The 13,450-nt window shown below is 67.2% G+C and carries 11 protein-coding genes; 2 read left to right on the forward strand and 9 right to left on the reverse strand.

What is annotated here, in order from left to right; translation table 11 throughout:
* The first annotated feature begins 16 nt into the window (after window positions 1–16).
* Window positions 17–1,834 (forward strand): tetratricopeptide repeat protein, encoded by a 1,818-nt coding sequence (locus BI343_RS12825; protein WP_071109961.1) that lies wholly within the window; start codon window positions 17–19, stop codon window positions 1,832–1,834.
* Window positions 1,835–2,037: 203 nt separating this feature from the next.
* Here the strand turns inward: BI343_RS12825 and BI343_RS12830 are convergent, their stop codons facing one another.
* Genes BI343_RS12830 through BI343_RS12865 form a run of 8 tightly spaced genes read right to left on the reverse strand, consistent with a single transcriptional unit; the run spans window position 2,038 to window position 7,723 of the window.
* Window positions 2,038–3,420: an FAD-binding oxidoreductase gene (locus BI343_RS12830; RefSeq protein ID WP_071109962.1), complete on the reverse strand. Its 1,383-nt coding sequence runs from the start codon at window positions 3,418–3,420 to the stop codon at window positions 2,038–2,040.
* On the reverse strand, window positions 3,417–4,085 hold the full coding sequence (locus tag BI343_RS12835) for a M15 family metallopeptidase (protein WP_244886642.1): 669 nt from the start codon (window positions 4,083–4,085) through the stop codon (window positions 3,417–3,419). The genes BI343_RS12830 and BI343_RS12835 overlap by 4 nt, the downstream gene beginning before the upstream one ends.
* A gap of 15 nt (window positions 4,086–4,100) precedes the next feature.
* Window positions 4,101–4,613 carry a cupin domain-containing protein gene (locus tag BI343_RS12840; RefSeq protein ID WP_071109963.1) on the reverse strand — a complete coding sequence of 171 codons (513 nt, stop codon included), beginning with the start codon at window positions 4,611–4,613 and terminating at the stop codon, window positions 4,101–4,103.
* Window positions 4,610–4,930 carry a hypothetical protein gene (locus BI343_RS12845; protein WP_071109964.1) on the reverse strand — a complete coding sequence of 107 codons (321 nt, stop codon included), beginning with the start codon at window positions 4,928–4,930 and terminating at the stop codon, window positions 4,610–4,612. The genes BI343_RS12840 and BI343_RS12845 overlap by 4 nt, the downstream gene beginning before the upstream one ends.
* 11 nt (window positions 4,931–4,941) lie before the next feature.
* Window positions 4,942–5,565: a glutathione S-transferase family protein gene (locus BI343_RS12850; RefSeq protein ID WP_071109965.1), complete on the reverse strand. Its 624-nt coding sequence runs from the start codon at window positions 5,563–5,565 to the stop codon at window positions 4,942–4,944.
* 33 nt (window positions 5,566–5,598) lie between these two features.
* A complete protein-coding gene (locus BI343_RS12855; protein ID WP_071109966.1) occupies window positions 5,599–7,062 on the reverse strand; it encodes a sodium:solute symporter family transporter in 1,464 nt (487 codons plus the stop codon).
* Window positions 7,059–7,253: a hypothetical protein gene (locus BI343_RS12860; protein ID WP_071109967.1), complete on the reverse strand. Its 195-nt coding sequence runs from the start codon at window positions 7,251–7,253 to the stop codon at window positions 7,059–7,061. Before BI343_RS12860 ends, BI343_RS12855 begins: the two co-directional genes overlap by 4 nt.
* A gap of 29 nt (window positions 7,254–7,282) precedes the next feature.
* Window positions 7,283–7,723, reverse strand: a complete 441-nt coding sequence (locus BI343_RS12865) for a GNAT family N-acetyltransferase (RefSeq protein ID WP_071109968.1) — start codon at window positions 7,721–7,723, stop codon at window positions 7,283–7,285.
* Window positions 7,724–7,894: 171 nt separating this feature from the next.
* Between BI343_RS12865 and BI343_RS12870 the strand changes: the two genes are divergently transcribed.
* Complete coding sequence (locus BI343_RS12870) at window positions 7,895–9,868, forward strand: phosphocholine-specific phospholipase C (protein ID WP_071109969.1); 1,974 nt, start codon at window positions 7,895–7,897, stop codon at window positions 9,866–9,868.
* Between the two features lie 113 nt (window positions 9,869–9,981).
* Here BI343_RS12870 and dnaE read toward each other — a convergent pair whose 3' ends face one another.
* Window positions 9,982–13,416, reverse strand: a complete 3,435-nt coding sequence (gene dnaE / locus BI343_RS12875; protein ID WP_071109970.1) for a DNA polymerase III subunit alpha — start codon at window positions 13,414–13,416, stop codon at window positions 9,982–9,984.
* Window positions 13,417–13,450: the final 34 nt, after the last annotated feature.

The following is a 13,450-nucleotide window of genomic DNA, read 5'->3' on the forward strand; positions in this document are numbered from 1 at the left end:
GATTGGCCCACGCTCGATGATCCCGCTTTCTCCCGACACCCTGCTCGCCGCCCGTCTGCTGGCCGAAGGCGACCTGTCCGGCGCGCTGCATGCCGCGCAGACCGGCCTGCAGGCCGAGCCTGGCAATGCGCCGCTGTGGATCTTGCTGGGTGTTTGCGCCGCTCGACTCGGTCAGTTGCCGTTGGCGGAGCAATGCTGGTGCCAGGCGCTGGCGCTCGATCCCGCCACACCGGACGCGCATTTCAATCTGGCTTGCCTGCGCGCCGAGCAGCGCAAACTGAGCGAGGCGGAGTCGCATTATCGCGCCGAGCTGGCGCGCGATCCGGACCACCCGGCCAGCCTGGGCAATCTGGGCAATCTGCTGCATGAAGCCGGCCGGCTGGCGGAGGCCGAAGCCTGCTTCCGCCGCCGGCTGGCGGCTCACCCTTCGGCCGCCGCGCATTATCAGCTGGGCCGTTTGCTGCGCCAGCAGGGCCAAGCCGGCGAGGCGGAGGCCTGTTTGCGCGCCTGCCTGGCGGATGCGCCGGACGATGTCGAAGCCCTGCAGCTGCTGGGCCAGCTGCTGGCGGACAAGGGCGAGGCGGCCGAGGCTGAAACGATGTTGCGGCGCGCCTTGGCTCTCGAACCGGAACATGCCGTCGCCGGCAATAATCTGGGGCTGCTGCTGATGGCGCGCCGCAACTGGGACGAGGCGGAGCGCTGGCTGCGCCTGGCCCATGCCCGGCAGCCGGCAGCGGTGCTGCCCAATCTGGCGGCTCTGCTTTGCGCCACCGGCCGCGCGGCGGAGGCCGAGAAGGCGCTGCGCGAGGCGCTGGCGGCCGAGCCGAACTGCGCCGACTGGCTGAATCTGCTCGGCGTGGTCCTGCGCGAGCAGGGTCGGGACGATGAGGCGGAGCAAGCCTGGACGCGCGGCCTGGCACAGGCGCCGGCGCATCGCCGCTTGCGGCAGAATCTGGGCTATCTGCAGCTGGCGCGCGGCGAATGGCAGGCCGGCTGGGAGAGCCACGAGGCCAGGCTGGCCGCCGCGAGCTATCCTGCGCCGCCGTCGCCGCGGTGGCAGGGGGAGGACTTGTCGGGCAGGCGTCTGCTGTTGATGTTCGAGCAGGGCTATGGCGACGCCATCCACTTCAGCCGCTATCTGAATCCGCTGCTCGAAAAAGGCGCGGCCCGCGTCACAGCCCAGTGCCGCGCGCCGCTGTTGCCCTTGTTTGCGCGGCAATGGCCGCAAGCGGAGTGGCTGGCGATGGGCGGCGGCTATCCCGCCGATTTTCCGCCGCACGATTGCCATGTGTTTTCCATGAGCCTGCCATGGGTCTTGCGCGCCTTCGCGCCGCGCGCGGAAAGCTATCTGCAGGCCGATCCGGCGCTGCGGCAGGCGTGGCGGGAGCGTTTGCCGACCGGCCGCCATATCGGCCTGGTCTGGCGCGGCCGGCCCGAGCATCCGTTCGACCACTGCCGCTCGCTGCCGGGGCCGGAGGCCTTGCTGCCGTTGTTGGCCGATGGTGGCGTCAACTGGATAGCGCTGCAACCGGAGCCGACCGAGGCCGAGCAGGCCTGGCTGCGCGAACATGGCGTGCTGGAGCTGGGCTGTGAACTCAAGGATTTTGCCGATAGCGCAGCCCTGCTTGCAGAACTGGATGGCGTGGTGAGCGTGGACACCGCGATGGCGCACCTGGCCGGCGCGCTGGGCGTGCCTTGCCGGCTGCTGTTGGCCGGCGAGCATGTGGATTGGCGCTGGGGGCGGGATGGCGAAGCGACGCCGTGGTACGGCTCGGTCCGTCTGCAGCGCCAAAGGCGCGGCGAGGGATGGGACGAGACGATGGCTCGGCTTTGAGCGGCGGAATGCCCGGCGCGGCCGGGCTTCCGCCCTACAGCCTTTTGCCGGGATGCATCAGATGGTCCGGAGGCGACGGCTGTTTGATGCTGCGTATCCGCAAGTAGGGCGGAAGCCCCATGGGGGCGTTCCGCCAAGCTTTGGCCATGACGGCAAGCTTAAGCCATGATAGGCGGAACGCCCAGCTCGGCCGGGCTTCCGCCCTACAGCCACTTTCCGGGATTCATCAGCCCGTCCGGGTCCAGCGCGTGTTTGATGCTGCGCATCAATTCCAGCGCCAGCGGGTCTTTGTAGCGCGCCAGCCAGTCTTTCTTCAGCTGGCCGACGCCGTGTTCGGCCGCCAGCGTGCCGCCCAGACGGTAGACATGGTCGTAGACGATGGCGTTGACCGCCGGTTCGTCGTCGAACAGATCGACATTGCCGGGCCGGGTGAAGCTGACGTTGTAGTGCAGATTGCCGTCGCCGGCATGGCCGAAGGCGACGATGCGCACGCCGGGAAACGCCCGCTCCAGATCCGCCGCGCAGTTTCGCACCAGTTGCGGCAGCGCCGAGGTCGGCACCGCGATGTCGTGCTTGATGCTGGGTCCGTCCTTGCGCTGGCTTTCCGATATTTCGTCGCGCAGCGTCCACAGCTTGCGCCGTTCGGTTTCATTCTGCGCCACCACGCCGTCCAGCATGTCCTGCGTGGCCAGCCACTCCACCAGCGCGTCGTTAAGCTCGGCTGCGTCGCCGCCGTCGGACAGCTCGATCAGGATCAGCCACGGCGCGGAAAACGGCATCAGCGATGGATGGTGGCGCAGCAGCACCTGCTGGCAGCTGGCGTCCATCACCTCGAAGGCGGTCAGCCGGTCGCCGAAGCGGTGGCGCAGCCGGTTCAGCCAGTCTATCGCTGTTTCGATGTCGGTCAGGCCCACCATGGCTGTGGCGTGGGCGCTGGGCAGCGGAAACAGTTTCAGCGTGGCGGCAGTGATCAGGCCCAGCTGGCCTTCGGCGCCGATGAACAGCTGCTTCAGGTCCAGGCCGGTGGTGTCCTTGCGCAGGCCGGACAACTGGTTCAGCACGCGGCCGTCCGGCAGCACCACCTCCAGCCCCAGCGTCAGCTCGCGCATGGTGCCGTAGCGCAGCACCGCCACGCCGCCGGCGTTGGTGGAAAGATTGCCGCCGATCTGGCAAGTCCCTTGCGAAGCCAGCGACAGCGGGAACAGCCGCCCGGCTGCTTCGGCTGCCTGTTGCGCTTCTTGCAGCGTGACGCCGGCGTCCACGGTCATCGCGTTGTTGTCGGTGTCGACGGCGCGGATGGCGTTCAGCCGCCGCAGCGCGACCACCAGCTGCCGGCCGCTGCCGTCCGGCGTGGCCGCGCCGCAGGTGGAGGTGTTGCCGCCTTGCGGCACGATGGCCACTTGATGTGCGCGGCACAGTTTGACCAGCTCGGAGACTTCCGCGGTCGAGCCGGGCCGCGCCACCGCCAGCGGCGCGCCTTGGTAGCGGCGGCGCCAGTCCAGCGTGAACGGCGCGGTATCGGCGGCGGAGGTCAGAACGTGTTGCCGGCCGACGATGGCGGCCAGTTGCTGCAGGAAGTCGTTCATGCGGGTTCCAGAAAACTTTCATCTACGACCGCGTACAGCGCCTGCGGCGCGCCGCTGACGGCGGCCCAATAGCGGTCGCCGTAGGACCAATGCCACCATTCGGATGGGTAGTTGACGAAGCCGGCGGCCTGCATTGCCCGGATCAGCACAGCGCGGTTGGCCCGCGCCTGATCGGAGAGGCCGGGACTGTCGGTGTAGCAGGTGCCGGCGGATTCCTCGCTGTCGGCATTGAACGGGCTCCCCATGTCCAGTTCCATGCCGGCTGCGTCGATCAGCGTCAGGTCCAGCGCCGCGCCGGTGGGGTGAGGGGCGACCGCCGGCGGCGCGACGTAGAGGCTGGCCTCGCGCAGCAGCTGGGCTTCATCCAGCTCCGGCCTCCGCTCGCGCAGCCGGGCCAGGTGCTCGTCATAGGAGCGCCGCTGGCGGGCCAGCGGGCGATACGCTTCCTTGACATAAAAACGCAGGCCGTCGGGCAGATGGCGGGCGGCTTCGCGCAGCCGCTCGGCCACGGCGCGGCGGGCCTTCAGGAAGTGCGGGCTGCGGCTGGAGATCTGGCTGCGGCTCAGGTCCACGTCCCAGTCGGAATAAGCGGCCAGATCGACAAAAGGCTCATCGTGGCCGGCAAGGGCGATGTCTAGCAGTAACGGGTCGGCTAAGGTCAGCATGGCAGGCCGTAGTCTTCAGAAAGGCCCGTTGTTGTCGCGCAGCTTGTCCGGCAGGCCGTCGTGGCCGCCGAGCTCGCGTTCCGGCACGTCGTCCCAGTGCAGCGCCCCCAGGAACTGGTTGCGTTCGGGATGCACGGGGTAGTGGATGCGGTTGTCCGCTCTGTCCGTGTCGCCGACGCAGAGCAGGCGGACGTTCTGCTCGGTATTGTTGATGAAGGTGTGGGCCAGGCCGTCTCCGGCTTTGAAGCCGACCGAGTCGCCGGGCTGCAGCCGGTACAAGGTGCCATCGAGCCAGACGTCGGGCGTGCCTTCCAGCACGTGGACGAATTCGTCTTCGGTTTTTTCGGCATGGGGCCAACTGGTGCGACAGCCGGGTTCCAGCAGTTCGTGGTTGATGCCGAGGCGGGCGAAGCCATAGTGCTTGCCCAGCTCGCTTCCGCGCGACAGCGGTTCCTGGCTGCCGGAGTAATAGCGCGGCCTGTCGCTTTGCAGTTCGCTCCAGTGTTTGATGCAGTCGGGACGGCTCATGGGTCTTCCTCTGTAGTGGCCAGGCTGTCGCAGCCGTGGCCGATGGCGAGATAGCGCCGCGCCAGCAGCCTGAATCCCGGCTCGGCCCAGGCGGGCAAGCGGCTCAGATGACGGCGCGGGGCTTGCAGCAGGCCGCAGCGATAGCGGGTGTCTGCCCACTCCAGCGCGGGACAGGGGCCGGCGCGATGTTTCAGCAATAGCCGCGACAGCGGGCAAGGCGCGGCCGCGCAGCATACGCCGCAGCCGTTGCAGGGCAGGCCGGGCGCCGGTTTGGCCGGCGCATCCAGTCTCAACCATACCACCTGCCGGCTGGCCATGACAGGCGCGCTTATTCCGGGATGTCGGCCGCCATCAGCTCGTCCGGATGCTGCCAGCCCGGCTGGGCGGCGATGCGGGCGAGCCAGGCCTGGATATGGGGCCAATCGGCGATGTCCAGGCCGGCGTCGGACAGCCACCACAGGTAGGCGCACAGCGAGACGTCGGCGATGCTGACCTGGTCGCCGGCCAGATAGCGGCGTTCCGTCAGTTCTTGCTCCAGCACGGCGAGGTCGTCGCGCAGACGCGCTTCCAGCCAGGCTTCCACTTCCGCTCCTTTGGAACGGAAGCTACGCGACACGCGCAGATTAGGCAGGGACATGCCCAGGCGATTGGTTTCCCAGTTCAGCCATTCGCGCACGCTCTGGCGTTCGCCCAGCGCGCCGCCCAGCGTGCCGTAGCTGTCGGCCAGCCATTGCAGGATGGCGTTGGACTGGCACAGCGGCACGCCGTCGGCTACCAGCACGGGCACTTCGCCGAAGCGGCTGGCGGCGCGGAAGTCTTCCGGGCGTTCGTCGCGCGGCTGGGCCAGATCGATGTGGGCGTAGTCGTGCGAAATGTCGGCCAATACCAGCGCCAGCCGGACCTTGTAGCTGTGGCCGGAGTAGCGGTTGCCGTAGAGAATCAGCTTGCTCATTGCGTGTACTTTCTGTCTGGCGCTTCCATCATGTTAGCGCTTGCCGCGCGATCCCAGCCAGGCCGCGGCGAAGGCCAGCGGCAGCGAGAACAGCGCGGGGTTGGAATACGGGAACAGCGGCTTGGCGTGGCCCAGCGCGGCCACCCATACCGCCGGGCCGCAGACGATCAAGGCCAGCGCGCCGACGATGCCGGCCACGCCGCCCCACACCACGCCGCGCGCGCTCAGACCGCGCCAGTGCAAGGCGAGCAGCAGCAGCGGGAAATTGGCCGAGGCGGCGATGGCGAAGGCCAGGCCCATCATCACGGCGATGTTCAGCTGCTGGAACACGGTGGACAGCAGCATGGCGGCCAGACCCAGGCCCAGCGTGGCCAGCCGCGACACAGCCAGCTCGCGCCGCGGATCGGCCTGGCCCTGTTTCAGCCAGCTGGCGTACAGGTCATGGCTGACCGCGCTGGCCCCGGCCAGCGTCAGGCCGGCCACCACGGCCAGGATGGTGGCAAAGGCCACCGCGGCCACCGCGGCGCGGGCGAAATCGCCGCCCAGCAGCTGCGCCAGATGCAGCGCCGCCATATTGCCGCCGCCCAGCAGCTTGCCGTCCGCGCCGTGGAACTGCGCGGCGGGGCCTACCAGCGTCAGCGCGCCGTAGCCGATGATGAGATTCAGCACGAAGAAGCCGGCCACCAGCCAGGTGGCGACGCCGACCGAACGCCGCGCGGCGCGCTCATCGGCCACGGTGAAGAAGCGCATCAGCACATGCGGCAGACCCAGCAGGCCCAGGCTCAGCCCGAGGCCCAGCGACAGCACTTCCACCGGGTCGGATAAGGCCTGGCTGGGGAGGAAGGCGGCCGCGCCGCGCAGCTTTTCCGCGGCGGCGAACAGGGCGGCCGGGCTGCCGTCGCAGCGCGCCAGCACGCCGCCTGCCAGCAGCAGCGCGCAGACAAACAGCAAGGCCGCCTTGCTCATCTGCACCCAGGTGGCCGCCAGCATGCCGCCCAGCGCCACGTAGATCATCATCAGCGCGCCCACCAGGCCCACCGCGGCCAGATAGGGCAGGCCGAACAGCAGTTCGATCAGCTTGCCGGCGCCCACCAGCTGCACGATCAGGTAGCACAGCGTCACCGTCAGCGAGCTGGCAATGCCCACCAGCCGCACGCCGGCGTGGTCAAAGCGCTGGCTCAGCACCCCGGCCACGGTGTAGCGGCCCTGCCGTCGCAGCGGCTCGGCCAGCAATAGCAGGAGCAGCGGCCAGCCGGCCAGGGTGCCGACGGCGTAGGCCAAGGAGTCGTAGCCTTGCCCCAGATACATGCCGGCCGCGCCGAGGAAGGCGGCGGCGGACAGATAGTCGCCGGCCAGCGCCAGGCCGTTTTGCCAGGCCGGCACCCGGCCGCCGGCGGTATAGAAATCATTGAGCGAGGCGGTGCGGCGACGCGCGGCGGCGGTCAGGCCAAGGGTCAGCAGCGTCAGCGCCAGAAACAGCCATTGCGCCAGACTCATGCGCCATCCTCCCGCCGCAGATAGCCGTACAGCGTGGCGATCAGGCAAAACAACAGCATCGCGGCCAGCGCCAGCGCGATGGAGGCCGGCACGCCGGCCAGGCTGATGGCCAACCAGTGCGGCCGCAGGGCCAGGATCAGGTAGTAGCCGAGGCAGACCGCCGCGGCGAGGCAAACCAGTAACAGCTTCATGCGCGCTTCATTCGAGCAAAAGCCCGAGTTTAGCGGCCTTGCCACTGCATCACCAGCCTGGCTTCGCCGGGGCCGAAGTAATCCGCCTCGCGGCCAGTTTCGACAAAGCCCAGGCGGCGGTACAGCTCTGCCGCCGGATTGGCCGGGTCCACCGTCAAACGGATGCGGCTCGCCTGCGGCCGCATGGCGGCCAGCGCCGCCTGCATCAAGGCCTTGCCTGCGCCCTGGCCGCGGCAGGACGGCAGCAGCGCCAGCGACAGCAGCCACAGTTCATCCGGCTGCTGGCTGGGGGCGCCCAAGGCATAGCCGGCGATCTGTCCGGCTTCGTCCTCCGCCAGCCAGAACCAGCCCGGCCACAGGTCCAGGGCTTGGCGGAAAAAGAAGTCGGGATAGACGTGGCTGCCGAATACCGCCTGTTCGACGGCGAAGATGGCGGCGAGGTCGGCGCGTTGGGCGGGGCGCAATTTCATCGGGTGGGTCCTGCTGTCTGGTTCCGGGGGAGGGCGTCAAGGGTAAACGATGGCGCGCATTGCGCAAAGTCAGCCGACCAACACGCTTAATGAAATGATCATATTTCTTGCGCAAACTGCGCGCTGTTTTGCCTGGTTTCCCTATTGCCTTGCCCATTCCGGAGCGTTGTCATGAGCGAATTGTCACGTCGCGAGTTTCTCAAGTTGTCGGCCGCCGGCATCGCCGCCGGCGCGCTGCCGCCCGGTTTGGCGGCAGCCATGGCGGCCAAGCCGGCCGGACGCAGCCTGTCCGCCGTCAAGCATGTCGTGGTGTTCATGCAGGAAAACCGGTCGTTCGACCATTACTTCGGCACGCTGCGCGGCGTGCGCGGTTTCAACGACCGCAGCGCCCTGCGATTGCGCAACGGCAACAGCGTGTTCAAGCAGCCCAATCTGCTGCAGCCGGCCGAGTATCCGTTTCATCTGGACAGCAGCCGCACCAGCGCGCAGTACCTGGGCGACCTGGACCACTCCTGGCTGGGCACGCACGCCGCCTGGAACCTGGGCAAGTACGATGGCTGGGTGCCGGCCAAGACGGCGATGACCATGGGTTACTTCAACCGCGCCGACATCCCCTACCACTACGCGCTGGCCGACGCCTTCACCATCTGCGATCACTATTTCTGTTCGGTGCTGGGGCCGACCAACCCCAACCGCCTCTACCTGTGGAGCGGCATGATCAACCCGCAAGGCGGCAAGGGCGGGCCGGTGATAGACAACAGCGAGCTGGGCTACAGCTGGACCACCTATCCGGAGCGGCTGCAGAACGCTGGCGTCAGCTGGAAGGTGTACCAGGTGCTGGGCGACAATTTCGACGACAACGCGCTGGCCTGGTTCAAGCAGTACCGCAATGCCCAGGCCGGCAATCCGATGCACGATCGCGGCATGGCCTCGGTGCCCAGGACCGGCGGCAACTCGGTGCAAGACCTGGTGGCCGCCATCCGCAACGACGCCGTCAACGGCACGCTGCCGCAGGTGTCGTGGGTGGTGGCGCCGCAGGACTATTCCGAGCATCCCAGCGCGGCGCCGGCCGCCGGCGCCTATCTGATGGACCAGGTGCTGCAGGCCTTGACCGCCAATCCTGACGTGTGGGCCTCCACCGTGCTGCTGCTCAATTACGACGAGAACGACGGCTTTTTCGACCACCTGCCGCCGCCGATTCCCCCGTCTGGCGTCGCCGACGAGTCCGTCGCCCTGTTGCCCATCGGCCTGGGGCCGCGCGTGCCCATGCTGGTGTTGTCGCCGTGGAGCCGCGGCGGCTATGTCTGCTCGCAAGTGTTCGATCACACCTCGGTGATCCGCTTCCTGGAAATCTGGACCGGCGTGCAGGAGCCGAACATCTCGGCCTGGCGGCGCAAAATCTGCGGCGATCTGACCAGCGCGCTGGATTTCGGCAACAGCAATCTCACCGTGCCGGCCTTCCCGGACACCACGGCGCTGCTGACCCAGGCTCAGCAAACCAAGAATTGGCCCAAGCCCAGTGCGCCGGCGCCGGGCCAGATGCCGCAGCAGGAACCCGGCCGCCGGCTGGCGCGCCCGCTGCCTTACCAGTGCAACGCTTACGCCAGCACGGACTTGTCGTCCGGCATCGTCTGGATACACATGCAGAACGGCGGCACGCAGGCGGCGCATTATTCGATCTACGCCAACGCCTACCGCCTAGACGGCCCGTGGCAGTACGACGTGGCAGGCGGCGCCGAGAACAAGGACTATTTCCATGTCCAGACCTACGGCCTCGGCTGGTACGACCTGACGCTGTACGGCCCGAACGGCTTCCTGCGCCGCTTCGCCGGCAATATCCATCAGGCGGGCGGCAAGCTGGAGGCGGCCAGCGGCGTCAGCGCCGCCGGAGGCGTTCCGACGCTGACGCTGCAGCTGAGCAATGGCGGCAAGTCGGCGGCGACTTTCCAGATCAGCGCCAATGGCTACGGCGGCAGCGCAGGGCAGCAGGTGACGGTGGCGGCCGGCGCCAGCCAGACGCTGAGCTGGAATCTGTCCGGCGTGTACGGCTGGTATGACTTCACCGTGACCACCGGCAGCGACGCCAGCTTCGTGCGCCGGCTGGTGGGGCATGTGGAGACCGGGATGGTCAGCGTCAGCGGCTGAAAGTAGGGCGGAAGTCCGGCTTGCCGGGCGTTCCGCCGCAGGTATCGGCATGCGTACGATAGGCTTGAATCGCAGGCCAGGCGGAACGCCCTGATGGAGTCAGGGCTTCCGCCCTACCACAGCACCTTGACCTTGCCCTCGCCCAGCCAATCGCTCAGCGCCAGCAGCAAGCCGTCGTCGAGGCGCACGCCCCATTCCTGCGGCAGCATCAGCTCGCCCTTGGCCTTGCCGTTGTTGTAGGCCAGCCGCACCAGGCAGCCGGCGTCCTGGCTCTTGAACGGGTGCAGTTCCGACTTCAGCCGCGCGATGTCGGGCTTGGCCGGCAGCTGCAAGGACAGGCCGCGGGCGTAGCGGCTGCGCGCTTCGCCCAGGCTGTACAGCTTGTCCACGATGATGCGCAGGCCGCCGGAGAAGCTGTCCTCGCTGACCTTGCCCTCCACCACCAGCACTACGTCCTCCTTCAGCTTGTCGCGGTTCAGCTCGAAGCTCTCGGCGAACAGGCTGACTTCCAGCTTGGCGGTGCCGTCGTCCAGCTGCACGAAGGCCATCTTGCCGCGGTTGCCCACCTTGACGCGGATGCCGGTGACGAAGCCGGCCAAGAGCTGCGGCTCCTTGCGCGGGGTCAGCCGCGACAGCGTGGTCTTGATGAAGCCGCGCACTTCCTTCTCATAGGCGGAGAACGGGTGGCTGGACAGATAGAAGCCGATGGCCAGCTTTTCCTCGGCCAGCTTGACCGCGTCGCTCCATGGACGGGTGGCCACCATTTCCACCGCCGGCGCGACGTCGTCGCCGAACATGTCGAACAGGCCGCCCTGGTTGGCGTTGGCGTGTTCCTGCTCGGCGGCGTCCATGGCCAGGCCGACATTGGCGAACAAGAGCGCGCGGTTCGGTTCGATGGCGTCGAAGGCGCCGGCGCGGATCAGCGCCTCGATCACCCGCTTGTTGACCAGCTTCTTGTCGGTGCGTTTGCAGAAATCGAACAGGTCGCTGAACGGCCCGCCGGCTTCGCGCACCGATACGATGTGGTCCACCGCGGCTTCGCCGGTGCCCTTGATCGCGCCCAGCGCGTAGCGGATTTCCTTGCGGCTGACCGGCACGAAGCGGTAGAAGCTGTGGTTGACGTCCGGCGGCAGGAAGGTGATGCCGTTCTTGGCGTCCTGGCAATCGTCGTAGAACACCTTCAGCTGGTCGGTGTTGTCCAATTCGGTGGACATCGTCGCCGCCATATAGGCCGCGCAGTGGTGAGCCTTCAGCCAGGCGGTGTGGTAGGCCACCAGCGCGTAGGCGGCGGCGTGCGATTTGTTGAAGCCGTAGCCGGCGAACTTCTCCATATAGTCGAAGATTTCGTTGGCCTTGGCTTCCGGAATGTCCTGCTTGGCCGCGCCCTGCACGAACATCGCGCGCTGGGCCACCATCTCCTCGACCTTTTTCTTGCCCATGGCGCGGCGCAGCAAGTCGGCGCCGCCCAGCGAGTAGCCGCCGATCACCTGCGCCGACTGCATCACCTGTTCCTGGTACACCATGATGCCGTAGGTCGGCGCCAGCACCGGCTCCAAGAGCGGGTGCAGGTATTCGAACTTGGCGCCGTGCATGCGCTGGATGAAGTCCGGAATCAGGTCCATCGGGCCTGGGCGGTACAAGGCCACGAAGGCGATAATTTCCTCGAACTTGCTCGGTTTGGCCTCCACCAGCATCTTCTTCATGCCGGTGGACTCGAACTGGAACACGGCGGTGGTGTTGGCGGTGGCGAATACCTTGTAGGCGTCGCGGTCGTCCAGCGGCAGGTGGGCGACGTCCACGTCCTCGCCGCTGACCTGCTTGATGTACTTCTGCGCCAGTTCGATGATGGTGAGGTTGCGCAGGCCCAGGAAGTCGAACTTCACCAGGCCGATCTGCTCCACGTCGTCCTTGTCGAACTGCGAAACGGGAGATGCGCCTTCGCCGCTGGCGATGTACAGCGGGCAGAAGTCGGTCAGCTTGCCCGGCGCGATCAACACGCCGCCAGCGTGCATGCCCAGGCCGCGCGTCAGGTCTTCCAGCTTCATGGCCAGTTCGATCAGTTCCTGCGCGCCTTCGGATTCGATCACCTCGCCGATCTGCGGCTCCACCTGCATGGCCTTTTCCAGGCTCAAGGGTTTGTTCGCCTCCAGCGGGATCAGCTTGGACAGGCGGTCGCACAGGCCGAAAGGCAGGTCCAGCACGCGGCCGACGTCGCGGATCACCGACTTGGACGACATGGTGCCGAAGGTGGCGATCTGGCTCACCGCTTCCTCGCCGTATTTCTGCCGGGTGTATTCAATCACCCGCCAGCGGTTTTCCTGGCAGAAGTCCACGTCGAAGTCGGGCATGGACACCCGCTCCGGGTTCAGGAAGCGCTCGAACAGCAAGGCGTAGCGCAGCGGATCGAGGTCGGTGATGCTGAGGCTGTAGGCTACCAGCGAGCCGGCGCCGGAACCCCGGCCCGGCCCCACCGGGCAGCCGTTGGCCTTGCCCCACTGGATGAAGTCCGCCACGATCAGGAAGTAGCCGGGGAAGCCCATCTGGATGATGGTGTCGCACTCGAACTTGAGACGAGCGTCGTATTCCGGCCGCCGGGCTTCGCGCACGGCCTCGTCCGGGTACAGCTGCTTGAGCCGCTCTTCCAGCCCGCGCTTGGCCTCGTAGACCAGGAAGTCGTCCAGCGTCATGCCGTCCGGCGTCGGGAACAGCGGCAGGTAGTTCTTGCCCAGCACCACGGAGATATTGCAGCGCTTGGCGATTTCCACCGTGTTGGCCAGCGCCTCCGGGATGTCGGCGAAGCGCTGCAGCATTTCATCGGTGCTGAGGAAATACTGGCATTCGTGGAAGCTGCGCGGACGGCGCTTGTCGCCCAGGGTATAGCCTTCGGCGATGCACACCCGCGCCTCGTGAGCCTTGAAGTCTTCCGGCTCCATGAACTGGATGGGGTGGGTGGCCACCACCGGCAGCGCCATCTCGCCGGCCAGCCACAAGGTGGCCTGCACCACGTTTTCGATCTGCGCGTTGTCCAGGCGCTGGACTTCCAGATAGAACGACCCCGGGAACAGCTTTTCCCAGTAGGCGGCGCGGCGTTGCGCTTCTTCGCGCTGGCCCATGGACAGCGCGATGCCGACGTCGCCGTGATGGGCGCCGGACAGGCACAGCAGGTCGCGGTTGTCGCCGGATTCCAGCCAGGCGCGCTTGATCTCGGCGCGGCCGCGGTACTGGTTGTGGCTGAAGGCTTCGGTCAGGAGTTCGCACAGACGCCGGTAGCCTTCGCGGTTTTTCACCATCAGCATCAGCCGGTAGGGCTTGTCGCGATCCTCCTCGTTCTCCAGCCAGATGTCGGCGGAGACGATGGGTTTGATGCCCTTGTTGCGGCAGGCCTTGTAGAACTTGACCATGCCGAACAGGTTCATCAGGTCGGATACGCCGAGCGCGGGCATCTGTTCCTTGACGGCGCGTTTGACCGCGTCATCGAGGCGGACGATGCCGTCGGTGATGGAGAACTCCGAGTGGAGGCGAAGGTGGACAAAGCGGGGTGCGTTCATTCAGGCATTTTACCGGCAGGCGAGGGCGCGAACC

Origin of the sequence: Chromobacterium amazonense, from assembly GCF_001855565.1 — a bacterium.
GTDB lineage: Bacteria > Pseudomonadota > Gammaproteobacteria > Burkholderiales > Chromobacteriaceae > Chromobacterium > Chromobacterium amazonense.

Coding starts and splice junctions, on each gene's coding strand:
- BI343_RS12825 (WP_071109961.1), top strand. CDS start 17: ATGATCCCGCTTTCTCCCGACACCCTGCTCGCCGCCCGTCTGCTGGCC.
- BI343_RS12830 (WP_071109962.1), bottom strand. CDS start 3,420: ATGAACGACTTCCTGCAGCAACTGGCCGCCATCGTCGGCCGGCAACAC.
- BI343_RS12835 (WP_244886642.1), bottom strand. CDS start 4,085: ATGCTGACCTTAGCCGACCCGTTACTGCTAGACATCGCCCTTGCCGGC.
- BI343_RS12840 (WP_071109963.1), bottom strand. CDS start 4,613: ATGAGCCGTCCCGACTGCATCAAACACTGGAGCGAACTGCAAAGCGAC.
- BI343_RS12845 (WP_071109964.1), bottom strand. CDS start 4,930: ATGGCCAGCCGGCAGGTGGTATGGTTGAGACTGGATGCGCCGGCCAAA.
- BI343_RS12850 (WP_071109965.1), bottom strand. CDS start 5,565: ATGAGCAAGCTGATTCTCTACGGCAACCGCTACTCCGGCCACAGCTAC.
- BI343_RS12855 (WP_071109966.1), bottom strand. CDS start 7,062: ATGAGTCTGGCGCAATGGCTGTTTCTGGCGCTGACGCTGCTGACCCTT.
- BI343_RS12860 (WP_071109967.1), bottom strand. CDS start 7,253: ATGAAGCTGTTACTGGTTTGCCTCGCCGCGGCGGTCTGCCTCGGCTAC.
- BI343_RS12865 (WP_071109968.1), bottom strand. CDS start 7,723: ATGAAATTGCGCCCCGCCCAACGCGCCGACCTCGCCGCCATCTTCGCC.
- BI343_RS12870 (WP_071109969.1), top strand. CDS start 7,895: ATGAGCGAATTGTCACGTCGCGAGTTTCTCAAGTTGTCGGCCGCCGGC.
- dnaE (WP_071109970.1), bottom strand. CDS start 13,416: ATGAACGCACCCCGCTTTGTCCACCTTCGCCTCCACTCGGAGTTCTCC.